The organism is Streptomyces sp. CB02959 (genome assembly GCF_002803155.1).
Lineage (GTDB): Bacteria > Actinomycetota > Actinomycetes > Streptomycetales > Streptomycetaceae > Streptomyces.
The window spans coordinates 1-23,398 of the sequence record NZ_NNBP01000042.1; the positions used below are offsets into that span (position 1 = coordinate 1).

Sequence of the window (23,398 nt, forward strand, 5' to 3'; positions counted from 1 at the left end):
CACCCCACCACCCCACCACCCGTGAAGAAGGACCGATGAAAATCCTGTTCATCACCGGCGGCGGGCCGGCCACCGTCTTCGCCCTGGCCCCCCTGGCCACCGCCGCCCGAGGCGCCGGCCACGACGTCTTCATGGCCGGCAACGCCGACCTCCTGCCCGCCATCAACGCCTCGGCGCTCCCGGCGATCTCCACCACCGACCTGCCCATCCAGCACTTCACCACCCAAGACCGCACCGGCCGCCCGGTCGACTCACCCCTGGGCAAACCCCTGGCCGAACAAGGCCACTTCACCGGCCGCTGGTTCGGCCGCCTGGCCGCCGCAAGCCTGACCCCCCTGCGCCAGTTCACCCGACACTGGCGCCCGGACCTCATCGTGGGCGGCACCACCACCTACGCCGCCGCCCTCCTGGCCGCCCACCTCGACATCCCCTACGTCCGCCAAGCCTGGGACGCCATCGACGCCCGCCACATCCACCCCGGCGCAAACGAAGAACTCCAGCCCGAACTCACCGAGTTGGGACTGGACCGACTCCCCGAACCGGACCTGTTCCTCGACGTGTGCCCACCCAGCCTCCGACCCCACCAAGCCGCCCCCGCCACCCCCCTGCAATTCATCCTCGGCAACCAACACCGCCCCCTGCAGCCGTGGATGTACACCCGCACCCGCCGCCCCCGCATCTGCCTGACCGCCGGCAGCCAAGTCACCCGCGACGCCCGCCACCGCCTCTACGAATTCCTCACCCGCGCCATCACCGAACTCACCCCCCTTGACGCCGACCTCCTCATCGCCGCCCCCGACGCCCTCGCCCCCGACCTCCACGCCCAACACCCCCACGTCCACGCCGGCTGGGTCCCCCTGGACGTCGTCGCCACCACCTGCGACCTGCTCGTCCACCACGGCGGCGGCGTGACCAGCCTGACCGGCATGCGCGCCGGCACCCCCCAAGTCATCGTGCCCGGCGCCGAAATGCTCGCCGGCGCCGCCCGCACCCTGGCCGACCACGGCGCCGCCCTGACCCTGCCCACCGGCGACGACACCCCCGAACACCTCGCCCGCGCCTGCCACCAGGCCCTGACCGACGACACCTACCGCAAGCGCGCCCAAGCCCTCCGCGACGAAATCAACGCCATGCCCACCCCCGCCGACACCGTCCACACCCTCGAAGACCTCACCCACCACTGACCCACCCCCACCACCCCACCCGGCCACCACCCCCACCCCTTTGACATTCCTCTGACACCGCCTGACCTTCCCCTCACACCGCCTGACCTTCCCCTGACACCGGCCTGGGAATTCCCTGAAATCAACGCCGTTGACCCCGTACGCCCCCGAAGATAGATTTCCTAGCGTTCGCGGTATTCCACGCTCATCACCGAATACCGCACCGCGCAGTGCCCAGCACCGCGCCCGGCCGGCCGCGACGGACACCCACACGCCGCCCCGCCCCGGCCCACACCCCGCGCACCCACCACCGGCACCGCCACGCCACCCGCAGCGCGACCTTGGGGCCGTACACCGCATGCATCAGGGCCTTCAAGCCCCCATCCCGTAATCCGGAGGGACACCTTGCAAGCGCGAAAGCTCGCTGTACAAGGCGCATTCGAATTCACCTCGCAGACGTTCTCCGACGACCGCGGGGTCTTCGTCGCACCATTCCAACAAGACACCTTCCACGCCGCCAAGGGCGGACCACTGTTCTCCGTGGCCCAGAGCAACCACAGCGTCTCCCGACGCGGCGTCGTCCGCGGCATCCACTACACCGTCGCACCACCGGGCGCCGCCAAGTACGTCTACTGCGCCAGCGGCCGCTCCCTGGACATCGTCGTCGACATCCGCCAAGGCTCACCCACCTACGGCACCTGGGACGCCGTCCTCCTGGACCAGACCGGCTTCCGCTCGGTGTACCTGCCCGTCGGCGTCGGCCACGCCTTCATCGCCCTGACCGACCACACCGTCATGGCCTACCTGACCTCCGCCCCCTACGTCGCCGAACAGGAACTGGCCATCTCCCCCCTCGACCCGGCCCTGGCCCTGCCCCTGCCCGACGACATCGACCCGATCCTCTCCGAACGCGACAGCGCCGCCCTCACCCTCGCCCAGGCAGCCGAGGGCGGACTGCTCCCCGACTACCAGCTCTGCCAGGAACTCGAAGCCCGCCTGGGCACCCCCGCCCAGGCACAGCACGACCTGACCGGAACCCGGGCATGAAGGGCATCCTGCTGGCCGGCGGAAGCGGCACCCGCCTGCGCCCCCTGACCTCCGTCGTCTCCAAGCAGATCCTGCCCGTCTACAACAAACCGATGGTCTACTACCCCCTGTCGGTCCTCATGCTCGCCGGCATCCGCGAGATCCTGATCATCTCCTCGCCCGCCCACACCGAAAACTTCCGCAGCCTGCTCGGCGACGGCTCCGACCTCGGCCTGACCCTGGACTACGCCGAACAAAAAGAACCCAACGGCATCGCCGAAGCCTTCCTCATCGGCGCCGACCACATCGGCACCGACGACGTCGCCCTCATCCTGGGCGACAACATCTTCCACGGCCACGGCTTCTCCGACCTGCTGCGCACCACCGCCACCCACCTCGACGGCTGCGCCCTGTTCGGCTACCCCGTCAAGGACCCCTGGCGCTACGGCGTCGCCGAACTCGACGCCGACCGCCGCCTGACCGCCCTCGCCGAAAAGCCCCACCAACCCCGCTCCAACATCGCCGTCACCGGCCTCTACATGTACGACCACACCGTCGTCCAACTGGCCCAGGACCTGATCCCCTCCGACCGCGGCGAGTTGGAGATCACCGACATCAACAAGGCCTACCTCGAACAGGGCCGCGCCCACCTGGCCGAACTGGGCCGCGGCTTCGTCTGGCTCGACATGGGCACCCACGACTCGCTCCTGGAAGCCGGCCAGTACGTGCAGATGCTCGAACAGCGCCAAGGCATCCGCATCGGCTGCGTCGAAGAAGTCGCCTACCTCATGGGCTACATCACCGCCGAACAGTGCCACCGCCTGGGCCGGGAACGAACCGGCACCGACTACGGGGACTACCTGGTCAACCTCGCCGAGGAAGGCGGAGCCCTCTCCCGCACCGTCGGCGCCACCTGCTACCCCCGCACCGCCTGACACCACCACCCCACCGCCATCGCCCTCCCGCCCCGCCCACCCCACCCGGAGGACCCATGCACGACCGCTCACCGGCCCCGCCACCGGACCCCGAAGCCCCCGGCGTCGTCGTCCTGGGCGGCAGCGGCTGCATCGGACGGCACATCTGCGCAGCCTTCGCCCACCACGGCTACCGCGTCACCGTCGTGGCCCGCACCCCCGCCCCCCACCTCGCCCAACACGCCTTCCACCCCCTGGACCTGCTCACCAACCCCACCGACGCCCTCACCGACCTGCTGACCGAAACCGGCGCGCACGTCGTGGTCAACGCCACCGACATGGCCGGCGCCACCGACGTCACCAGCGCCGCCGACGGCGGCGCACAACGCGCCACCGAACTCCTGGCCGCCAACGCCGGCCTGTCCCACACCCTGATCCAGGCACTCCAGCAGTGCCCCAAGCCACCCCGCCTGGTCCACATCGGCACCATCCACGAGTACGGCCCCGGCCAACCGGGCATCCCCCTGGCCGAAGACCACACCCCCCGCCCCACCAACGCCTACGCCCGCGCCAAACTCGCCGGCTCACAAGCCGTCCTGGCCGCCGCCCACACCGGCACCCTCGACGCCGCCGTACTGCGCCTGGTCAACACCGCCGGCCCCTACCCGACACCGGCCAGCTTCCCCGGCAAACTCCTGCCCCGACTACGCGCCGCCGCCCACACCGGCGCCCCCCTCACCCTCGACGTCGCCCCCGCCATGCGCGACTGGGTCGACGTCCGCGACGTCGCCGAAGCCGCCGTCCAGGCCGCCCGACGCCCCCTGCCCAAACGCGTCTTCAACATCGGCAGCGGCATCGCCGTCCCCATGCGGGAACTGGTCACCCACCTCCTGGCCGCCGCCGGCCTCCCCGCCACCGCCATCAGCGAAGACCCCGGCACCGTCCACAGCCTGGGCGCCAACTGGGTCCAGGCCGACATCCGCCGCGCCCGCACCCTCCTGCACTGGCAACCGCGCATCCCCCTCCGACAGACCCTCAAAGACCTCTGGGACGCCGGCCACACCAGCCGCTGACCCCCCCCGCACCCACCGCCACCACCCGAAAGGACCACCATGACCGACACCCCCTACAAGGACCCGCGCGTCGTCCCGCACGAGTCCGAGCAGGAACGCGACTCCCGACTGCGCCTGACCGACCTCCTCGCCCACACCCCCATCCCACCCGAGTACCTGATCGACAACCTCCCCGTCTACCTGCGCCGCCCCCAACTCGCCGACCTCCTGGCGATGGACGCCCTCTACCGCAAGATCGTCGACGTCCCCGGCGTCATCATGGAATTCGGCGTCCTGCACGGCCGCCACCTCGCCGCCTTCACCGCCCTGCGCAGCATCTACGAGCCCTACAACTCGCTGCGCCGCGTCATCGGCTTCGACACCTTCACCGGCTTCCCCGACATCGCCGACGTCGACCGCGCCACCCCCAGCGCCGTCGAAGGCCGCTTCGCCGTCCCCGCCGACGAAGTCGACCACCTGCGCGCCGTCCTGGCCGCACACGAAGCCAACGAACCCTACGGACACACCCAGCGCAGCTTCGTCGTCCAAGGCGACGTCCGCAAAACCGTCCCCCAGTACCTCGACGAGAACCCCGAGACGATCGTCGCCCTGGCCTACATCGACCTCGACCTCTACGAACCCTCCCTGGAAACCCTGCACGCCATCCGCCCGCACCTGACCAAGGGCAGCATCATCGCCTTCGACGAACTCGCCCACCCCAAGTGGCCCGGCGAGACCAAGGCACTGACCGAATTCCTGGAACTGGGCAGCGTCAAACTCCACCAGCTGCCCCACCGCGAGTCCCCGATCATCTACCTGGTCTGGGGCGAGGACTGACCCCCGCACCCCGCACCCCGCGTCCCACCCCACCAGCGCCCCGCCGGAACCCCGACCCACCGCCCGTCGCCGGCCGAGCTCGACTTGGAGAACCCATGCCCATCGACACCTGCCGCGCCTGCGGCAACAGCGAACTGCTGCCCGTGCTGGATCTGGGCCCGCAGGCCCTCACCGGCGTCTTCCCCCGCAGCCGGGAGGAACACGTTCCCCAGGTCCCCCTCGAACTCGTCAAATGCTCACCCGCAGGCTGCGGCCTGGTCCAGCTGCGCCACACCGCCGACTTCTCCCTGATGTACGGCGAGGGCTACGGCTACCGCTCCGGCATCCGCGAGTTCATGATCAACCACCTGCACGGCAAGGTCGCCCAGCTCACCGAACTGGTCCAGCCCACCACCGGAGACCTGGTCCTGGACATCGGCAGCAACGACTCCACCCTCCTGCGCGGCTACGCAAGCGGCCCCACCCTGGTCGGCATCGACCCCACCGGCGAGAAGTTCCGCTCGTACTACCCCGCCCACATCGACCTCATCCCCGACTTCTTCTCCCGCCAGCTGTTCCAGGAACGCTTCGGCTCCCGCCGCGCCAAGATCGTCACCTCCATCGCCATGTTCTACGACCTGCCGCGGCCCCTGGAGTTCATGCAGGACGTCCACGACATCCTCGACGACGACGGCGTATGGCTGATGGAACAGAGCTACCTGCCGGCGATGCTGGAGGCCACCGCCTACGACGTGGTCTGCCACGAACACCTGGAGTACTACGCACTCCAGCAGATCGAATGGATGGCCCACCGCGTCGGCCTGAAGGTCATCCGCGCCGAACTCACCGCCGTCTACGGCGGCAGCATCAGCATCACCCTGGCCCGCCGCGACAGCCGGCACCGCGTCGACGAAGCGGCCCTGGCCCGCATCCGCACCCGCGAAGCGGAACTGGGCCTGGCCACCATGGCCCCCTTCGAGGCGTTCGCCAAGCGCTCCCACGCTGCCCGCGACCAGCTGCGGGACTTCCTCGCCCAGTCCCGCAAGGACGGCAAACTCACCCTGGGCTACGGCGCCTCCACCAAGGGCAACGTCATCCTCCAGTTCTGCGGCCTCACCGAGGAAGACCTGCCCTGCATCGGCGAGGTCAGCCCCGAGAAGGCCGGCGCCTTCACCCCCGGCACCACCATCCCCATCGTCTCCGAGGAACACGCCAAGTCCCACCGCCCCGACCAACTCCTGGTCCTGCCCTGGATCTACCGCGAGGGGTTCCTCGAACGCGAAGCCGACTTCATGACCGCCGGCGGCCAACTCGTCTTCCCCCTCCCGGAGTTGACCGTCGTACCCAGCCGCGGAAAGTAACCCCGCCCAGATCGCGCCCGCAGGCCGACACCCTCGGCCCACGGCCGGGGTCCTTCGCGACACACCCGTCCCGGTCACCGGTGGCACCGGCACCACCCGGCACCACCACCGCCCATCCGCCACTGCCCGACAGCCAAGGTCGACGTCGTTCCCCACCGGACGGAACGACGTCACCTCGCCTGCCCCGCAGGAGTCCCACCGCCCCTCCCGGCAACAGCACCGGGGGCATCCACGGAGGAATCCCGATGATCATCCTGGGCTACAACGGCTTCTCCCAGGTCGCCGACCTCTTCGCCCGGCTCTACGGCCACACCCCCGACGGCGTCGACCGACACAACCTCATCGGCCACGACGCGGCCGCCGCCCTGATCATCGACGGCGAACTGGTGGCCGCCGTCGAAGAAGAACGCCTCAACCGCAACAAGAAAACCAGCGCCTTCCCCCTCAACGCCATCCGCTGGTGCCTGGAACAGGCCGGCCTGACCTACGACGACGTCGACCACTTCGCCTTCGGCTGGAACCACGACAACACCTACGCCGACACCACCGTCACCGCCGTCGCGGGCGCCCCCCTGACCGCCGAGGAAAAACTCACCATCCTCTCCACCTTCGGCGAGCTCTACCTCGGAGCCCTGGGCCGCACCGCACTCATCGAGGACTTCACCCGCCACACCGGCTACGCCCTGCCCGACCACAAACTGGTCACCGTCCCCCACCACCGCGCCCACCTGGCCTGCGGCCGCACCTTCTCCGGCCTGACCGACGCCGCCTTCCTCATCAACGACGGCCAGGCCGAACGCGACAGCGCCATCATGGGCGAGATCCGCAACGGGAAAGTCGAAGTCTTCGACCGCTTCACCATCGACTTCGGCAACTCCATCGCCCAACTCTTCGGCGAAATCACCCGCTACCTCGGCTTCGTCCCCAACAACGACGAATACAAGGTCATGGGCCTGGCCGGCTTCGGCACACCCCCCGCCCCCGAGGACAACCCCCTGCTCGGCAACGTCGTCACCCTCGAAGAAGACGGCCGCTACTCCCTGGCCCTGGCCCACGACCGCCGCGGCCCCCGCGCCTACGCCGAACTCCTCGACAAGCTCTTCGACGGCCACGACGACAACCGCGAAACCTTCGACTTCCGCGTCCGCCTGGCCACCGCCGCCCAACAGATGATCGAAACCGTCACCGCCCACCAACTGCGCGCCCTGGCCGCCGCCACCGACCTCCGCGACCTGATCTTCGAAGGCGGCCTGGCCCTCAACTGCGTCAACAACACCAAACTCCTCCAGGACCTGCCCTTCGAACGCCTCGAAGTCAGCTTCGGCGCCAGCGACCCCGGCGTCTCCATCGGAGCCGCCGCCCACGTCGCCCACACCCACGCCGAACCCCTGACCACCACCGGATCCCCCTACCTCGGCCCCGCATACGACACCGAACAGATCCGCACCGCCCTGACCGCCTACACCTCCACCGTCACCTGGGAAGAACTCCCCACCGACCAGATCGTGGAGAAGACCGCCGAACTCCTGTCCGGCAAGACCGTCATCGGCTGGTTCCAGGGCCGCACCGAATACGGCCCGCGGGCGCTGGGCAACCGCAGCATCCTCGCCAACCCCTCCTACCCGGACATGAAGGACACCATCAACAACCGGGTCAAGCACCGCGAACCCTTCCGCCCCTTCGCCCCCCTGGTCCTGGAAGAAGACGCCCCCACCGTCTTCGACATGGGCAAGAAGCACCGCTCGCCCTACATGACCTTCGTCTTCCCCGTCCGCCCCGCCTACCAGGACAAGATCGCCGCGGCCACCCACGTCGACGCCACCTCACGCATCCAGACCGTCACCGACGACAGCAACCCCCTCCTGGCCCGCCTGCTGCGCGCCTTCACCGCCCGCACCGGCGTCCCCTGCCTGGTCAACACCTCCTTCAACGTCGCCGGCGAACCCATCGTCTGCGCCCCCAAGGACGCCATCGAATGCTTCCTGGGCACCGACATCGACCACCTGGTCATCGGCAACTTCCTGGTCACCAAGCGCTGACCGACAAACGGCCCGCCACCCCGGCGGGCCGTTTTTCCCCTTTCCAGACGGCGCCCGTCAGGACGGCGCACCGCCCAGAACCTCCACCGCGCCGGTGTCGAGCGAGTAGTAGGCACCGACCACGGCAAGCGCACCCCTGCTCACCAAGGGCCCCAGATCCCCATTGGCACGCAGCGCGGACGCGGTCAACGTGACCTGGGCACGCGCCATGGTCTCGACCGGGTCGGCACCGCCCTTGCGGACCGCCAGCTCATACGCCGGCCGCAGCGCCTGGACGATCGCCTGCAGATTGCCCGGCAGCGACCTCCCGTCCCGCAGGGACCTGTGCGCCGCCTCGACGGCACCGCAACGCTGATGCCCCAGGACCACGATCAGCGGAGTACCACTGGTCATCGGCCCGTACTCCACCGAACCGGTGACCACCGGATCGATCGCCTCGCCACCGGTACGCATCACATACAGGTCACCCAGCCCGGTGTCGAAGAGCAGCTCCGGCGGCACACGGGAGTCGATGCACGACAGGACCGCCCCGAACGGCTCCTGCTGCTGGGCCACCAGCTGACGCCGGTTCGGATCCCGATCGGGATGGTGCAGCGCACCACTGACCCACCGCTTGTTGCCCTCCATCAGCCGCGCGAACGCCGCACCCGGCGTGCTCGGCCGCGCCCGCGCCAAGGCGGTGGCCGCCGACGGCACAGCCCCCTTCGAGGAACACCCCGCAAGCGCGACCGCGGCACCGGCCACTCCACCGACCAGCAGAGCCCTGCGCTCCAGCCGTCCTGCCTCGTCCATCGCCGTTCCCCTCGCCGACACCCGGCCACGCCTACGCCGTGACCGGGCAATTGTTCAGCGCAAAGCGGGCAAGGAGGCCGGAGGCACGGGCCGGCACGGCCTACTTTGCCACCGACGGCCCAACGCGGCGGCCCCGCACCCCCGCACCCTCAGTCACTGCGGCCCGTCGCGGCGACGACGACACCCAGACCGATCATCGACAGGCCACCCACCCCACCGACCAGGGAAAGACGCCGCGGCGAGCGGGCGAACCAGGTCCGCGCGGCGGACGCGGTCAGCCCCCACACACTGTCGCAAACCACCGCGATGACGTTGAACACCAAGCCCAGCAGCAGCATCTGCAGCACGACATGCCCCCGAGCCCGGTCGACGAACTGCGGCAGGACCGCGGCGAAGAACACCATCGTCTTCGGATTGGCCACACCGACCGCGAAACCCTCCCACAGCGTCCGCACCCCACCGTGAGCAGGCCCCCGGCCCGCGAACGAAGCCCGCAACGCCCCGCGCCGACGCACCGCCTTGATGCCGAGGTACACCAGATATCCCGCGCCCAGCAGCTTGAGCGTGGTGAACACGATCGCGGAGCGCTCCACAACGGAACCCACCCCCAGCGCGACGGCCACCACCAGAACAAAAGCCCCCAGCGTATTGCCCACCACGGTGGTCAACGCCGCGCGGCGCCCCTGCGCCAAGGCCCGCCCGATCACGAACAGCACACTGGGACCGGGAACCACGATCAACAGCAACGACATGGCGCAGAACGCCAGGAGACGGTCGGTGGACAACATACCGATCAGGTAAGCACGCGGCCCGGCCACCGCTCAGGCTTTCCGCGCACCTGGCCGAAACGCCACCGCCAGAGCGCACACGGACCGCGATCCGCCACCGGCCTTCCCCGGGCCGAACACCGCACGTCCCGGCCAACCGCCCCCGCCCGAACGGCTTGACGGCTCGATACGGCGTGCGGAAGTGTGGCGCCCGGATCAAGGGCCTGCGGCAGGCGCGGTAGGTAGCGAGAAAAGCGGTTCCGGCAAGACGGGCAAGCCAACTTCGGATGGCGGGGATGTCATTGGAAAACCGTTCTTCCTACCCCCTCGGCAGGAACCAGGCACTCGACCGACCAGCGGGACGACAACCGGAACCGCCCCGGGTCCGCACCCGGGTCCGCATTCCACTGACAACAGCCGACGGCACCCCCGCACCGAGCGAAGTCATCACCTTCGACGGACTCGACGACGGACGCGAACACCTCATGGTCGTCTTCGGCGCCGCCCTGACCCAACCCGTACCGCTGGTCAGACTCCACTCCGAATGCCTGACCGGCGACGTACTCGGCTCCACCCGCTGCGACTGCGGACCACAACTGCGCGAAGCCATGACCCTGCTGCACGAAAAAGGCGGCCTCCTGCTCTACCTCCGCCAAGAAGGCCGGGACATCGGGCTGTACAACAAGATCGATGCCTACGCGCTCCAGGACACCGGCATGGACACCTTCGAGGCCAACCGCGCACTGAACTTCCTCGACGACCAGCGCACCTACTCCGCAGCCGCGCAGATGCTCCTCGCCATCGGCCTCGAAGAAATCGAGATCCTCTCCAACAACCCGGAAAAGACCCGACAGTTGGAAGCCGCCGGCATCACCGTCCACAGCCAACGGCGCACCGCCGTCCACGTCACCGAAGCCAACCGCACATACCTCCGGGCGAAAGCCCTGCACGCCGGCCACTCCCTCGACATCGACCGGGCCGCCGATGCCGACTGACCGCACCCCGGCCGGCACCCGCCCCTACGTGCTGATCAGCGCCGCGATATCCCTCGACGGATACCTGGACGACACCAGCAACCAGCGCCTGCGCCTGTCCAACCCCGACGACTTCGACCGCGTCGACGCCGTCCGCGCCGACTGCGACGCCATCCTCGTCGGCGCCACCACCATCCGCCGCGACAACCCCCGCCTCCTGATCGCCTCACCCACCCGAAGAGCCCACCGCGCCGCCCAAGGACGCCCCGAACACCCCACGAAGATCACCCTCACCACCAAGGGCCTCGACCCCTCCCTGGCCTTCTTCACCACCGCAGGGGACAAAATCGTCTACTGCCCCCAACCAGCCCTGCCCGCCCTGAAGAAGGAACTCGCCGACGTCGCGGACGTGACCACCACCGGCAACCCCCTGGACCTCGGCCTGATCCTCGACGACCTCGCCGGCCGCGGCATCCGCACCCTCATGGTCGAAGGCGGCGGAACCATCCACACCCAGTTCCTCACCCAGGACCTCGTCGACGAAATCCACCTCGCCATCGCCCCCTTCTTCGTCGGCGAACCAGGCGCCCCACGCTTCGTGGGCCACGGCACCTTCCCCCACAACCCCGCCCGCCGCATGCACATCGCCGAAGTCAGACAAATAGGCGACATCGCGCTCGTGCGCTACCTCGCCGCACACCGAAGATGACACCCGACCGCACGACACACCGGCGCCCACCCCGCGCCCGCACCCGGCACGCTTCAGCCCGCACCGCTCAACCGACAGCCCCCTTGCGCACACCGGACTGCGCCAGCAGACGCCGGAGCCAGCGCGTACGGGCATCGCGCGCATCCCGACTGAGAGCCGCCTGCGGCGCCAAACCGTCGAAACCGTGGTAGGCACCGGGCCACACATGCAGTTCAGCCTGCCCACCGGCCTGCCAGATCGCGTTCGCGTAAGCCACCGCCTCGTCCCGGAACATCTCGGCCGACCCGACCTCGACAAAGGCCGCAGGAAGCCCGGAAAGATCCGCGGCACGGGAAGGAGCCGCATAGGGCGGCAGATCCGCCGCACCGTAGCGGTCACCCAACAGCGCCTGCCACGCGGTCGCGTTGGAGGTCAGATCCCACACCCCCAGGCCCGACATCTGACGACCGGAGAAGGTGGCGCCGCGATCGTCGAGCATCGGGCACAGCAGCAACTGCCCCAGCGGCCGGGGACCACCGCGGTCACGGACCAGCAGGGCCAGCGCCGCGGCCAGCCCACCGCCCGCACTCTTTCCCCCGATGACGATGCGGTCCGCATCGATGCCCAGTTCGGCCGCGTGCCCGGCCGCCCAGACCAGCCCGGCGTAGCAGTCCTCCAGCGGCTCCGGGTACTGCGCCCGCGGCGCCAACCGGTACTCGACCGAAAAGACCGCCATCCCCAGCGGCAGCGCCCACTCGCGCAGGATCCGCGGCAGCACCGACCACGCGTTCCCCATGATCATCGCGCCCCCGTGCAGGTAGTACAGCACCGGCAGCGGCCCGACGAGCCCGGACGGCCGCGCGCCCACGAGCGTGACCTCCGGACCGCCCGGCGGCCCCGGCACACGCCACTCCGTCACCTCGAAACGGCCGTCGGCGCGCAGGTCCTGGACCGTCGGCCGGGGCCGGGACGCGGCATCCCGCTCCTGCCGGGCCGCAAGATTCTCCGGGGTCACCGGCTCCCTCGACTCCGCGCTCAACGCCGCCAACGCGACGCCCAGTTCGGGATCGAAGGGCGGCGCCGCCCCCGGCTCCGGGACCCCACCGGCCTGCGACGGCACACCAGCAGCACTCATCGACAACCCCCCGATCGGACAGCGGGAAACCGCCCGGCACCCCCGCCGGAACCACCGGGCCGCACACACCCGCACCCGGGGAACACACACCTGGAACCCATACGCCGTAGCCAACCACACCTGTTGGGCGCCACCACTGCCCGCACCAGCCGACCCCGCCCACCGCAGACAACGCCACAACCCACCCCCACCACACCCACGACCAAGCAGAACACCCCGCCCACCACCACAGGAAGGTTTTGCCCAACGGTCGACCAGCAGCCCGCCCCCGTGCCGTAGCGTCACCGCATCCCTTGATCACGATCGCGGACCCGCCGGCGGCACCTCGCCCCGGCGACCGGCCCGCCAGGAGGCATGCCATGAACGCCGTCGACATACGGAGCACCGCCGCAGGACTTCCCCACGCCTGGCACTCACTCCCGCTCGGACAGGTCGGGAAGGCGACGGTGAAAGTCCTGCGGATGGACGGACGCCCCATGGCAACCGAAACCCATGACACGCCGGAAGCCCTGATGGTGATCGACGGCACCCTGCACCTGCGGGCCGACGACATCGAAGTCGACGTACACGCGGGGCAGATGTACCTCGTCGAGGCGGGCATAGCGCACGCCGTACGCCCCGGCAGCCACGGCACCCTCGTCATCGTCGACATCGGCGGACACCCCCCGACACGGCCCGAGACGACCACCGGACACCCCGAGCACAGCTGCGCACCGTAGCCACCCGAGCCGGCGCGGAACCACCGCCGGACACCGGATCGGATCATCGGGTGCAGGACCCCTCATCAGTCCAATCCTTTTCGCGCTTCCTTCCGTATATGTCAGTGATGGATGGACGGGGGCCAGGAGGAAGGGGCGAGCATGGGAATCTTCACGAACCTGACGCCCGCGCTGGGCCGCAGCCGTCATGACCGCTCGACGGACAGGCGCGGGGACAGGGGCGGACACGACCACGACGGCCGTGGGCGCGAGGGCCATGACCGCGACCACGACCGGGACCGTGACGATGACCGCGATCGGGACCGGGACCGTGGAGGGAGGCACTGACACACCTCGCGTGTGCCAGCGGCCGGGCTTCCTGCCCGGCCGCAACGATCGGTGAGGCGACATGAACAGCGCGCGGCCGAACGCCCCCTCCCACGGCGACACCCCGGCCAACGGCGCGGACACACACCGAACGCGCCCCGCCGCCACGCGCCGCCTCGCCAAGGCGGCGCGCCGGCTGCTACCGGTCACCGACGACCCCGATGACGTGGACGCACTCGTCCAGGCCGCCCCACCGGTGCCCCTGCGCGACATCTTCCGGCGCTTTTGGCCGTACACGCGCGGCGGCCGACACCGGCTGGCGGTGATCTTGGCCTTCGTCGTGCTGGGACCCGCCGTCGACGCCGCCGAGATCTGGCTCTTCAAGATCGTCATCGACGACATGCTGATCCCGCGCAACCTCCACCTCTTCCTACCGATCGCCCTCGCCTACCTGGGCTTCACCCTCCTGGCCGGAGCCCTCGCCTTCGCCGACGACATGACCTCCACCTGGGTCGCCGAACGCTTCCTGCTGGCCCTGCGCTCCGAGGTGTTCCGCCACGTCGAAGGGCTCTCACTGGGATTCTTCGAACGGCGACGGCTCGGCGATGTGCTCTCCCGCATCACCGGCGACGTCGACGCGGTCGAGACCTTCCTGCTCTCCGGCATCGTCAACGCCCTCGCACACGTCATGAGAGCGGGCATCTTCCTCGGCGTGCTGCTCCACCTGCGGTGGGACCTGACACTCCTCGCCCTCGCCATCGCCCCCCTGTTCTGGCTCACCGCCCGGCACTTCTCCCACCGGGTGAAGGCCGTGTCACGGGAACGACGGCGCCGCACCGGCTCGATCAGCGCCATCACCGAAGAGACCCTGGGCAACATCGCCCTCGTCCAGGCATACAACCGGCAGCACTGGGAGCACAGCAGATTCCAACAGGAAAGCCTCGGCAGGTTCCGAGCCGCCATGGCCTCCGCCCGCCTCGGCGCCCTGTACACCACGATCGTCGACATCATCGAACTGGCCGGCGCACTCCTCGTGATGGGCCTGGGCACCTGGGAACTGACCCACCAACACCTCACCCTCGGCGGCCTGATGGTCTTCCTCACCCTGCTGAGCCGGCTCTACGGCCCCCTGCGCGGCATCTCCGGCCTCAGCAACACCTTCTACGCGGCCTCCGCCGCCGCGGAGCGCATCATCGAACTCCTCGACCAACGCCCCCAGATCACCCAGACCGCAACCCCCCGCCGCCTCGGCCGCGCCCACGGCGAGATCGAGTTCGACCACGTCTCCTTCCACTACCCGGGAACCACCCAACCCGCCCTGACCGACGTCTCGTTCAGCGTGGCACCCGGCCAGGCACTGGCACTGGTAGGCGCAAGCGGCGCCGGCAAGTCGACCGCCGCCAAGCTCCTGCTGCGCTTCTACGACCCGGACCACGGAACCATTCGCCTCGACGGAAACGACCTGCGCGACCTGCCACTGGAGGACCTGCGGGACAACGTCGCCCTCCTGCCCCAAGAGACCCTGCTCCTGCACGGCACCGTGCGCGACAACATCGCCTACGGCCGCCCGGACGCCGACGACGAAGCGATCGCCGCAGCCGCCCACGCCGCAGCCGCACACACCTTCATCAGCCAACTCCCCGAAGGCTACGACACCGTGGTGGGCCAACGCGGCCGACTGCTTTCCGGCGGACAACGCCGCCGCCTGGCCATCGCCCGCGCCATGATCCGCAACGCGCCCCTGCTCATCCTCGACGAACCGACCACCGGCCTCGACGCGGAATCAGGCCGCCGCATCCTGCAACCCCTACGCCTGCTGATGAGCGGGCGCACCACGATCCTCATCTCCCACAACCTGCTCACCGTCCACGACGCCACCCAGATCCTGCTCCTCGAACACGGCCGCGTCGCCGACCACGGCACCCACCACCAGCTGCTCACCCACAGCGCAACATACGCACGCCTCCACCACCTGCACCGCCCCGACGACACCCCACGGATCCAGGCCCCGCCCTGACCCCCACGACAGCCCGACCGCCTCGTCACGCTCGGTACACGGACGACCGCGCCCCACAGACAGGCGGCGGCGCCGAGGGAGAATGGGGGAGTGGTCTTCCGTAACCGCCAGGCAATCCCTTGGCCGGGGCGGACCGTATACAAGGGTGTGCAGAGATTGCAGCTCCCGGTCGGACGCATCCCCGACGAGGCGCTGCTGGCCGGCCTCGCCGCGGGTGACCCGGAACTCGCCGTCACGTTCGTGCGCCGCTTCCAACACACCGTCTTCGGCGTGGCCATCGCGGTCACCCGCGACACACAGCTCGCCGAGGACATCGCCCAGCAGACCTTCGAGCGCGCATGGCGGCACGCGCAGATCTACGACTCCCGCCGCGGATCGGTGACGGCCTGGCTGACGACCATCGCCCACAACCTCGCCATCGACGCCGTCCGCTCCCGCCGCCCCGAGCCGGTGGCCCCCCAGGACCTCGACGCCCTCCTGGACGCGGTGACCGACACCCCCGAGCGGCAGGCGCTCGCCGACGAGGCGTCCTCCACCCTGCGCGCCGCGGTGGCGCAGCTGCCCGGCGAACAGGGGCGCGCCCTGGTGATGGCGGGCATCTACGGGATGACCGCCCAGCAGGTCGCCGACTGGGAGCACATCCCCGTGGGCACCGCCAAGACGCGGATCAGAACCGCGATGGAAAAACTGCGCACCGCCCTCACCGCGCCCCGTCCCACCACCCCCCACCCCACGCCCGCGAACCCGCCGCCTGCCAACGCCCCGCACCCCCGGCCCACGTCTCCGAAGCGAGGAGGCCATGAATAAGGACCCGACCTGCCAACGGCTGCGCGAGACCGGTGCCGAGCTGGCGCTGGGCGTGCTCTCGGGCCGGGAGCGGGCTGAGGCGGCCGCCCATCTGGACCACTGCGCGGACTGCCGGGAATACGTCCAACAGCTCGCCCTCGTCGGCGACGGGCTGCTCGGCCTCCTCCCCGGCAGCGCACCGCCGGCCGGTTTCGAAGCCCGGGCGGCGCGGCGGCTGGCCCAGGCCCAGGCCGCACGCGACGGACGCGAGACCGCACGCGGCTTCGGGGCCCGGCACGCCGGGTTCCGCAGGGGCGTCCGACTGCGGATCGCCTCCGCCGTGGCCGTGCTCGCCCTCGGCTTCGGATTCGGCGGCTGGGCCCTGGGAACGGCCATCGAAGACGTGGTGGCCGGCCCCGCACACACCGCCCCGAGCACGACGGGAGTGCTCTATGCGCAGCTGACCGGAGCCGGGGCCGGACAGCACCGACCGGCCGGCGACCTCTACGTCCGCCCCGGGGAGCAGGGCTGGGTGTTCATGTCCGTCGACCTCGCCGACGCCGGAAACCCGTACAGCGGAAAGGTCACCTGCCTACTGGATCGTACCGACGGCACAACGGTCCGACTGGGCACCTTCGACCTGCGCGACGGAGACGGCTACTGGGTCGTCCCCGCCTCCGTGAGCCCCTCCATACTCTCCGGCATCCGTCTGACCTCGGCCGACGGCCACGTACTGGCCACCGCACACTTCACCGCGCAGTGAACACCGCAACACCCCCCACCGCCGGACCGAACCCCCGGCAGCCGGTCCTCACCACCCGGACCGCAAACATTTCCAACACGTTTCCTTCACCGCATCTGCCCGAACATTCCTCGGTAGCCCCGCCGGGCCAGGGGCACACTGATCCGCATGCCGTTGCCGAGCTGGGCCACCCCCGCACAACGCAACGTGCACTACCGAAATGTTCGCGATCGCAGTGGGTGAGTTGTGGCTGAAGTGACGCTGTTCCTCCGGGAGTACGCCAGGGCCCGTCGGGACGTGGGGGCCATCACCCCCAGCAGCGCCCAACTCAGCAGAGCCCTCACCCGATACCTGATCCCCAGTCCAGGCCACTCCCGCGCGGTGCTGGAGGTGGGACCGGGCACCGGAGCGGTGACCCGGCACATCGCCGGCTCACTCAGCCCGCTCGACACGCTGGACCTGATCGAGGCGAACCCCCGCTTCGCCGACCTGCTGCGGCAGACCTACGCCCGCGACCCCAGGCTCCGCATCCGCACGGGCCTGGTACAGGAGCACGAACTCGGCTCCTACGACACGATCGTGTGCGGCCTGCCGTTCGCCAACTTCGATGCCCGGACCACCGAAGAGATCTTCGACCGGCTGCTCGGAGCCCTGCGACCCGGCGGCACACTCTCCTTCTTCGGCTACGTGGGCGGCGAGACGATCCGCCAGACATTCGCCGACGGAGCGGACCGCAAGCGCACCCTCGCCGGCCACGGCGTACTGCGCCGCATCCTGCGCCGGCACACCTTCCGCACCGAGACGGTGCTCGGGAACCTGCCACCGGCCCGGGTCCACCATCTGGTGCCCGTCAGCCCACCGGCGCACGCCGCACGGCCACAGCCCTGCGACTGCCGCGAGGCATCCTCCTGAACGACCCGGCCCGACGCGCCCTGCCGGCACGAAGACGCTGGTAGGGCGGTCGACGCGGGGGCCCATGACGTGGTTGCCGCCTGCCGGGACGAGGTGCCCGGCAGGCGCCACGACGGGCCGAGCCCCCGCCACCGCCGCACGCAAGAACGACCGCACACCGCCCCCCCGGACCACGACCTGCGCAACCCCCGTCCCCTCCGGGCGGACGAACCGTCGCGCCAGGCGTCGTCCACGGCCCACCAGGGCCGATCACGCTGATAGCGTCTCGCCGTTGTTGAGGGCGTGTCACCTGCACGCACCGAACGGGGAGGACGAACGCACCATGATGGGCCATTCGCACGCGATGAGCGGTGCCCTGCTCTTCGCAGGCACCACACCCTTTCTGCCTCCACTGGTGATGCACGCTCACCTCGCCCCGCAGGAAATCCTGATGGGCACGGTGCTGTGCGCCGGCGCCGCGCTCCTGCCGGACCTGGACCACCACGACGGCACCATCGCCAACTTCCTCGGCCCCTTCTCCAAGGCCCTGTGCCGCTTCGTGGCCTGGATCTCGGGCGGCCACCGCCACGCCACCCACTCCCTGTTCTTCATCGCCCTGATGACCGCGGGCACTTGGGCCGGGGTGACGTACCTGGGCCGCCCCTTCACCCTCGGCCTGACCTTCTTCCTCCTGGCCCTCGCGGTCCGCGCGCTCAACCTCTGCCCGCCCGGCCACGGATTCTCCGCCTGGAGCACGATCGTCGCCATGGCCGGGATCGGCACCGCGGTCATCGCCAAGTTCATCCCCTCGGCCCCCGGCTGGCTGCCGTACGCCGTCGGCCTGGGCTGCCTGGCCCACCTGCTGGGCGACTCCATCACCAAACAGGGCGCCCCATGGCTGTGGCCCCTGAAGAACCGCTACGAGATCGTCATCATCAAGCACAGCGGCAACAAGCTGGAGACGGAGATACTCACCCCCATCATGGGCGTCGCCACCGTCGTCCTGCTGTGGTTCACCGCGCTGTCCCCGCAACCCTTCAACTGAAGCCCGCCGCGCAACCGCCCGGGCCCACCGGTCAGGTCAGCTCCTCGGCGAGCAGGTCCATGAGCAGTGCGTCCTGCCAGAGCCCCGTGCGGTGGTCGCGTCCGTACGCCCGCATGATGCCCACGGGTTGGAACCCGACCTTGCGATAACTGCGGATCGCGGCGGTGTTGGCCGCGGCGGGATCGATGGTCAGCCGGTGGTGACCGCGCTCCCGCACCAGCCACCGGGCCAGCGTGCGCACCGCGTCGGTCCCCCGCTACATCCCGCTGTCCCCACAGGAGTTCATCACCGAACTCACCGGGCGGGGACGGCCGACCACCGCGGCGCAGGACTACGCGGAGGCGGTCAGCCCGATCCGGCGCGGAATGGACAGCCACCTCTCCGACGGAGTGCAGCGCGCTCCTGGCCGCCAACCCAGGAACTTCACCGACTACGTCAAAGCCTCCGACCGGACATGGCACGACGGAGCAGGCAGGCCCGGCGCCGGACGGGCCTGAGGCCGGCGACGCCGCGGGCGTCAGCCTCTGCCGAGCGCGTCGGTGAAGGCGTACGGCGACTGGGAGACGCCGCTGCACACCGGAGAGGACGCCGGCTCCATGGTCTGCGCGGCGTCCATGCCGCCCCTGGCCGGCGCCTTCGCGGCCGCCGTACACGCCTGGTCGCGGCTGACGGACCAGAAGGACATCCGGCCGACCCCGTTGCCCGCCGCCCAACTCGCCACCGAGGCGGCGTCGGCCAGGCTGAAGGTGGAACCGTCGTCGTTCACACCGATCATCGGGGTGATGCCGAGGTTGGCGTAGGTGTAACCGGAGTCCACGGACTGCATCTGCGCCAGGGTGGCCTTGCCCGCGCTGATCGCGGCCGCACCCATGTCGGTGCCGGTGCCCTGCCCGTAGTCCATCGCCATGATGTTGACGTTGTCCAGCTTCACGCCGGCCGCCTTGGCGGCCTTCAACACGTTGACGCCGTCGGCGGTCAGGCCGGTGGGCAGCACCGGCAGCGTCACCGAGGCCGTCAGCCCGGAGTTGTTCGCCTTCAGGTCCTTGATCGCGGTCATCTGCCGGGCCACGCCCGCGGTGTCCGCGACGGCCGCACCCTCGATGTCGAAGTCCAGGGAATCGGTGCCGTAGGCGGTGATCTCCTTCTGGTAGCCCGCGTCGATCTGGCTCTGGTCGGTGCAGGTGAAGGCCAGCGGCTCCCCGCCTGCTCCGCCGGAGGAGATGATCACGCCGGCGCCCTCGGCCTTGGCCTTGGCGATCTCCGGATCGGTGTACGGGTCGTTGCCGACGGGGAGCGTGTCGCCCCAGATGTTGTTGCAACCGGCGCCGATGGTGAAAGCGGCGATGTAGGTCTTCACACCGTGGCCGGTGATGGCGGTGTCGAGCCGGCCTTCGGCGGAGTTGCTCATGTCCACGTACGGGGCGAACTGCGCCGCGTCGAAGCGGGCGGCCGGGCGGATCGCCCCCGGGTGCGTGGTGCCCGCGCCGGCGGCGGTGATTCCGGTGGCGGACAGGGCTTCGGCGGCCGCCGCAACCAGCGCTATACGGGTCGACATCCTCATCAGGCGTCCGGTCCTTCCGTGGGGGAGGAAGAAACAACATGACCGTTCACCGAAGAAAGCTGGACTAGACCAAGGCCGTCGTCAAGAGTCCCGCAACCCGCAACCACCCCACCTTTGCCACCACTTGGGACGTTCCTGAAGCCCGGGTTGCCCTCCGCACGCAGACCCGGGCGCCATTCGGCCCCGAGCGGCCGCCGCGTCAACTTCCCCGCGCCCCCGTCGTCCGGTGCCGGTCGGCCCGGCCCACCCCCCTCCTCCCACTGTCAAATTGATGCCTAATGACTGGCTAGATTCATGCCAGCATCTGCCTAAGGTGCGGTAGTTTTGGGGTATGAGCGAGGGTCAGCTGGACAGTGTCGAGGCTTTGCTGGAAGAGGCGCGCCTCATGGCGTGGATGCCGTCTCCCGTCGAGCGTCTGCGCCTGCGTGAGGCGGCGGGACTGTCGCGCGCCCAGGTCGCGGCCGCCGTCGGCGTGGGTCGGCAGACCGTCGCCAACTGGGAGTCGGGCGAGACGGACCCGCAGCCGCCCGGACGGGGAAAATACCTGAAGCTGCTGAAGGGTCTCGCCGAGATCCACCCCGCCCCGACCCCCGAGGCCCCCGGGAACGCCGGGATCACCGCACCGCAAGCCCCCGTCGCGCCGACCGCTCCGCAGTCACTGCCCGCCGCCGCGGAGCTGCCGCCGACCGCGTTCCGCCCCGACGGCCTGGTGGTGCAAGGCAATCCCGAACCGTGCATCCGCTGCGGCGTGGTGACCCCGTTCAAGGCCACCGACGGCCGCTCCCTGCACCCCGGCGCGATGTGCCAACCCCCCGCTGCCAAGCCCCCCGCTGCCACGCCCCGGGCCGCCACCCCCGCGGTCACCCGGGTTCCCGCACCGGCCGCACCCCTACAGCCGTCCCCAACCCCTGCGCGGGTCCCGTCCCCGACCCCGGCGCGGGTCCCGTCGCGACCGCAGCGCCGGGCCCAGTCCTCCGCCCGCGCCCAGGCCGAGACCAACACCTTGATCACCGGTGCCGTGCACGAGGAGTTGGAGCGTGCCGAGGGCGATGCGGATGTCGCGCTGCAGGCGTTGGTCAAGCGGGCGATCCCGGATGTGATGCGGCTGTTCGAGGAGACCCGGGCGACGGCGCGCTACCAGTACACCGCCTACCCCTCCCTGCCGGACATCCTGCACAAGCCCTCGAAACGGGAGCCGGACCAGATCTGGGAGGCCCGCCCCAACTTCCACCACCCCCACTACTCCCTCAAAGCCCCCGGGAACGTCCAGGTCACGGCCTTGGACGCCAACGCCGCCTATCTCAGTGCGCTGAAGTGCTGGCTCCCGATCGGCAAGTTGGAGCATCACGCGGGCAGCGACGGCGTGGATGCGAAGCGTTCCGGTGTCCACCTGATCACCCCCGCCCCGTGGAACCACCCGCACCTGCCCGACCCGCTCGGCGACCGCGAGGAACCCGGCGCCCTGTGGATCACCGACGCCACCCTGCGCCTGCTGCTGCGCCTGTCCGGTCCGAAGTACGGCCTGATCGAGGCGCCGACGGTGCACGAGTCGTGGACGTCGGGTGCGACGGAGAACTTCCTCGACGCCCTGCGCAAGGTCCTGGCCGCCGCCCGCGAGACCGCCCTTGCACAGGACGACACGATCACCGAGGGCTATGTGAAGGCGATGTACTCGAAGTTCATCTCGACGATGGGGGAGTCGATCCACAACCGCGAGATCCAGCGGCCGGACTGGATGCACATCATCCACAGTCAGGCGTACGCGAACCTGTGGGGCAAGGCGTACAAGGCCCACCAGGCCGGTCTGGAGGTGATCGCGATGATGGGTACCGACGAACTCCATGTGAGCGGCGACTGGAGGCAGGTCTTCACCGAAGGCCGCGGCCTGACCCAGATGAAGATCAAGCACAGCGACGCGAAAGCCTCCGGTGAGTACACCGTCGGCCAGGTGGCGCGCTGATGGCCCTGGACTCCCGGTGGCGCCGGATCGGCCACTACGGCGCACGGGCGCTGCCCGGCTGGGTGTCGGTGGCCGAAGGCATCGACCGGATGGTGACGGGTATCGAGTCCCCGGTCACCTCCGAGCGTGGTCTGGCGGCCCGCCTGCGTTACCTGACGGCCTCCGACGCCGGCTACGAGGCGATGGACCGCGCCGGTGTCCACGTCCGCCCCCGCACGCTGATCGCCTGGCTGGCGGAGGAGCGGACCCCCAGTAAAGCCAACCTCGCGCGCCTGGATGTGGCGTACTGGGACCTGCGTCGCCGCAACGTGGTCGCCGACCTCAAGCGCCGCCTCGCCAACGGTGGCCGCGGGACCCGCATCGAGATCGACCCCGCCGACCAGTCGCAGGTCGACCGCCGCTATCGCAGGGATGTGGAGACGCGTTCCATCAACGTCCGCGGCCTGATCTGGGACCGGGCCGTCGACGCCTGGATCGCCCATGACGCCCGTGAACTCGAAGCGATCTGGGACGAGACCATCCAGGGCGGCCTGGGTACCGACTGGGACGCCTACACCTACGTCTCCTCCGTCGGCTGGGCCGCCTGACCGCACCCTGCTGCCCGGCGGATACCGGGCAGCAGGGGCGCTGAGCGGCCGGGCCCG

22 protein-coding genes and 1 pseudogene are annotated in these 23,398 nt (G+C 70.0%); 18 read left to right on the forward strand and 5 right to left on the reverse strand.

Annotated features, from left to right (window positions below):
- The 7 genes from CG747_RS42025 to CG747_RS42055 form a co-directional block, all read left to right on the forward strand.
- A partial coding sequence (locus tag CG747_RS42025; RefSeq protein ID WP_257981092.1) for a glycosyltransferase occupies positions 1–1,184 on the forward strand: 1,184 nt, incomplete at its 5' end.
- 384 nt (positions 1,185–1,568) lie between these two features.
- The gene (locus CG747_RS42030) at positions 1,569–2,210 is read left to right on the forward strand and encodes a dTDP-4-dehydrorhamnose 3,5-epimerase family protein (RefSeq protein ID WP_100607173.1); all 642 of its coding nucleotides are present in this window, start codon (positions 1,569–1,571) and stop codon (positions 2,208–2,210) included.
- Positions 2,207–3,124, forward strand: a complete 918-nt coding sequence (gene rfbA / locus CG747_RS42035) for a glucose-1-phosphate thymidylyltransferase RfbA (RefSeq protein WP_100607174.1) — start codon at positions 2,207–2,209, stop codon at positions 3,122–3,124. The genes CG747_RS42030 and rfbA overlap by 4 nt, the downstream gene beginning before the upstream one ends.
- A 56-nt stretch (positions 3,125–3,180) precedes the next feature.
- Positions 3,181–4,176, forward strand: a complete 996-nt coding sequence (locus CG747_RS42040; protein WP_100607175.1) for an NAD(P)-dependent oxidoreductase — start codon at positions 3,181–3,183, stop codon at positions 4,174–4,176.
- A 39-nt stretch (positions 4,177–4,215) separates the two neighbouring features.
- Positions 4,216–4,992: a class I SAM-dependent methyltransferase gene (locus CG747_RS42045; protein WP_100607176.1), complete on the forward strand. Its 777-nt coding sequence runs from the start codon at positions 4,216–4,218 to the stop codon at positions 4,990–4,992.
- Positions 4,993–5,087: 95 nt separating this feature from the next.
- Positions 5,088–6,332, forward strand: a complete 1,245-nt coding sequence (locus CG747_RS42050; RefSeq protein ID WP_100607177.1) for a class I SAM-dependent methyltransferase — start codon at positions 5,088–5,090, stop codon at positions 6,330–6,332.
- A gap of 245 nt (positions 6,333–6,577) precedes the next feature.
- Complete coding sequence (locus CG747_RS42055; protein WP_100607178.1) at positions 6,578–8,371, forward strand: carbamoyltransferase C-terminal domain-containing protein; 1,794 nt, start codon at positions 6,578–6,580, stop codon at positions 8,369–8,371.
- A 57-nt stretch (positions 8,372–8,428) separates the two neighbouring features.
- On the opposite strand, the gene CG747_RS42060 is transcribed toward CG747_RS42055, so the two are convergent.
- Together CG747_RS42060 and CG747_RS42065 are read right to left on the reverse strand one after the other, a co-directional pair.
- Positions 8,429–9,163: a carbonic anhydrase gene (locus CG747_RS42060; RefSeq protein WP_180985954.1), complete on the reverse strand. Its 735-nt coding sequence runs from the start codon at positions 9,161–9,163 to the stop codon at positions 8,429–8,431.
- 149 nt (positions 9,164–9,312) lie between these two features.
- Positions 9,313–9,951: a LysE family translocator gene (locus CG747_RS42065; protein WP_100607226.1), complete on the reverse strand. Its 639-nt coding sequence runs from the start codon at positions 9,949–9,951 to the stop codon at positions 9,313–9,315.
- A 275-nt stretch (positions 9,952–10,226) separates the two neighbouring features.
- On the opposite strand from CG747_RS42065, the gene ribA reads away from it, so the two are divergent.
- Together ribA and CG747_RS42075 are read left to right on the forward strand one after the other, a co-directional pair.
- Positions 10,227–10,925 (forward strand): GTP cyclohydrolase II, encoded by a 699-nt coding sequence (gene ribA, locus CG747_RS42070; protein WP_100607179.1) that lies wholly within the window; start codon positions 10,227–10,229, stop codon positions 10,923–10,925.
- Entirely contained in the window at positions 10,915–11,613 is a 699-nt protein-coding gene (locus tag CG747_RS42075) for a dihydrofolate reductase family protein (RefSeq protein ID WP_100607180.1), read from the forward strand. The genes ribA and CG747_RS42075 overlap by 11 nt, the downstream gene beginning before the upstream one ends.
- 67 nt (positions 11,614–11,680) lie before the next feature.
- Here CG747_RS42075 and CG747_RS42080 read toward each other — a convergent pair whose 3' ends face one another.
- Positions 11,681–12,727, reverse strand: a complete 1,047-nt coding sequence (locus tag CG747_RS42080) for an alpha/beta hydrolase (RefSeq protein WP_100607181.1) — start codon at positions 12,725–12,727, stop codon at positions 11,681–11,683.
- Positions 12,728–13,086: 359 nt separating this feature from the next.
- On the opposite strand from CG747_RS42080, the gene CG747_RS42085 reads away from it, so the two are divergent.
- From CG747_RS42085 to CG747_RS42115, 6 genes are all read left to right on the forward strand, one after another.
- Positions 13,087–13,446, forward strand: coding sequence for a cupin domain-containing protein (locus tag CG747_RS42085; protein WP_100607182.1), 360 nt, complete (start codon positions 13,087–13,089; stop codon positions 13,444–13,446).
- A 388-nt stretch (positions 13,447–13,834) separates the two neighbouring features.
- Positions 13,835–15,769 (forward strand): ABC transporter ATP-binding protein, encoded by a 1,935-nt coding sequence (locus CG747_RS42095; RefSeq protein WP_100607184.1) that lies wholly within the window; start codon positions 13,835–13,837, stop codon positions 15,767–15,769.
- Between the two features lie 147 nt (positions 15,770–15,916).
- Positions 15,917–16,576 carry an RNA polymerase sigma factor gene (locus tag CG747_RS42100; RefSeq protein WP_257981093.1) on the forward strand — a complete coding sequence of 220 codons (660 nt, stop codon included), beginning with the start codon at positions 15,917–15,919 and terminating at the stop codon, positions 16,574–16,576.
- Positions 16,569–17,318, forward strand: a complete 750-nt coding sequence (locus tag CG747_RS42105; RefSeq protein WP_100607185.1) for a zf-HC2 domain-containing protein — start codon at positions 16,569–16,571, stop codon at positions 17,316–17,318. Before CG747_RS42100 ends, CG747_RS42105 begins: the two co-directional genes overlap by 8 nt.
- Positions 17,319–17,543: 225 nt before the next feature.
- On the forward strand, positions 17,544–18,209 hold the full coding sequence (locus CG747_RS42110; RefSeq protein WP_257981094.1) for a class I SAM-dependent methyltransferase: 666 nt from the start codon (positions 17,544–17,546) through the stop codon (positions 18,207–18,209).
- Between the two features lie 322 nt (positions 18,210–18,531).
- Positions 18,532–19,233 (forward strand): metal-dependent hydrolase, encoded by a 702-nt coding sequence (locus CG747_RS42115; protein WP_100607187.1) that lies wholly within the window; start codon positions 18,532–18,534, stop codon positions 19,231–19,233.
- A gap of 31 nt (positions 19,234–19,264) precedes the next feature.
- On the opposite strand, the pseudogene CG747_RS42120 reads toward CG747_RS42115, so the two are convergent.
- Positions 19,265–19,486 (reverse strand): annotated as a pseudogene (locus CG747_RS42120) (GNAT family N-acetyltransferase); the annotation flags it as partial.
- Between CG747_RS42120 and CG747_RS42125 the strand changes: the two are divergent.
- A complete protein-coding gene (locus CG747_RS42125; RefSeq protein WP_180985960.1) occupies positions 19,467–19,730 on the forward strand; it encodes a hypothetical protein in 264 nt (87 codons plus the stop codon). The pseudogene CG747_RS42120 and the gene CG747_RS42125 overlap by 20 nt on opposite strands.
- Positions 19,731–19,750: 20 nt before the next feature.
- On the opposite strand, the gene CG747_RS42130 is transcribed toward CG747_RS42125, so the two are convergent.
- Positions 19,751–20,794, reverse strand: coding sequence for a chitinase (locus CG747_RS42130; protein WP_257981095.1), 1,044 nt, complete (start codon positions 20,792–20,794; stop codon positions 19,751–19,753).
- A 331-nt stretch (positions 20,795–21,125) separates the two neighbouring features.
- On the opposite strand from CG747_RS42130, the gene CG747_RS42135 reads away from it, so the two are divergent.
- Entirely contained in the window at positions 21,126–22,754 is a 1,629-nt protein-coding gene (locus CG747_RS42135; RefSeq protein ID WP_100607188.1) for a helix-turn-helix transcriptional regulator, read from the forward strand.
- On the forward strand, positions 22,754–23,341 hold the full coding sequence (locus CG747_RS42140) for a transcriptional regulator (protein ID WP_100607189.1): 588 nt from the start codon (positions 22,754–22,756) through the stop codon (positions 23,339–23,341). The genes CG747_RS42135 and CG747_RS42140 overlap by 1 nt, the downstream gene beginning before the upstream one ends.
- Positions 23,342–23,398 lie beyond the last annotated feature (57 nt).

Bases quoted from the DNA above. Each gene is read 5' to 3' on its own strand.
- CG747_RS42065 (WP_100607226.1), bottom strand. From the start codon at position 9,951: ATGTTGTCCACCGACCGTCTCCTGGCGTTCTGCGCCATGTCGTTGCTG.
- CG747_RS42075 (WP_100607180.1), top strand. From the start codon at position 10,915: ATGCCGACTGACCGCACCCCGGCCGGCACCCGCCCCTACGTGCTGATC.
- CG747_RS42085 (WP_100607182.1), top strand. From the start codon at position 13,087: ATGAACGCCGTCGACATACGGAGCACCGCCGCAGGACTTCCCCACGCC.
- CG747_RS42050 (WP_100607177.1), top strand. From the start codon at position 5,088: ATGCCCATCGACACCTGCCGCGCCTGCGGCAACAGCGAACTGCTGCCC.
- CG747_RS42140 (WP_100607189.1), top strand. From the start codon at position 22,754: ATGGCCCTGGACTCCCGGTGGCGCCGGATCGGCCACTACGGCGCACGG.
- CG747_RS42080 (WP_100607181.1), bottom strand. From the start codon at position 12,727: ATGAGTGCTGCTGGTGTGCCGTCGCAGGCCGGTGGGGTCCCGGAGCCG.
- CG747_RS42060 (WP_180985954.1), bottom strand. From the start codon at position 9,163: ATGGACGAGGCAGGACGGCTGGAGCGCAGGGCTCTGCTGGTCGGTGGA.
- CG747_RS42095 (WP_100607184.1), top strand. From the start codon at position 13,835: ATGAACAGCGCGCGGCCGAACGCCCCCTCCCACGGCGACACCCCGGCC.
- CG747_RS42130 (WP_257981095.1), bottom strand. From the start codon at position 20,794: ATGAGGATGTCGACCCGTATAGCGCTGGTTGCGGCGGCCGCCGAAGCC.
- CG747_RS42115 (WP_100607187.1), top strand. From the start codon at position 18,532: ATGATGGGCCATTCGCACGCGATGAGCGGTGCCCTGCTCTTCGCAGGC.
- CG747_RS42105 (WP_100607185.1), top strand. From the start codon at position 16,569: ATGAATAAGGACCCGACCTGCCAACGGCTGCGCGAGACCGGTGCCGAG.
- CG747_RS42055 (WP_100607178.1), top strand. From the start codon at position 6,578: ATGATCATCCTGGGCTACAACGGCTTCTCCCAGGTCGCCGACCTCTTC.
- ribA (WP_100607179.1), top strand. From the start codon at position 10,227: ATGTCATTGGAAAACCGTTCTTCCTACCCCCTCGGCAGGAACCAGGCA.
- rfbA (WP_100607174.1), top strand. From the start codon at position 2,207: ATGAAGGGCATCCTGCTGGCCGGCGGAAGCGGCACCCGCCTGCGCCCC.
- CG747_RS42040 (WP_100607175.1), top strand. From the start codon at position 3,181: ATGCACGACCGCTCACCGGCCCCGCCACCGGACCCCGAAGCCCCCGGC.
- CG747_RS42135 (WP_100607188.1), top strand. From the start codon at position 21,126: ATGAGCGAGGGTCAGCTGGACAGTGTCGAGGCTTTGCTGGAAGAGGCG.
- CG747_RS42045 (WP_100607176.1), top strand. From the start codon at position 4,216: ATGACCGACACCCCCTACAAGGACCCGCGCGTCGTCCCGCACGAGTCC.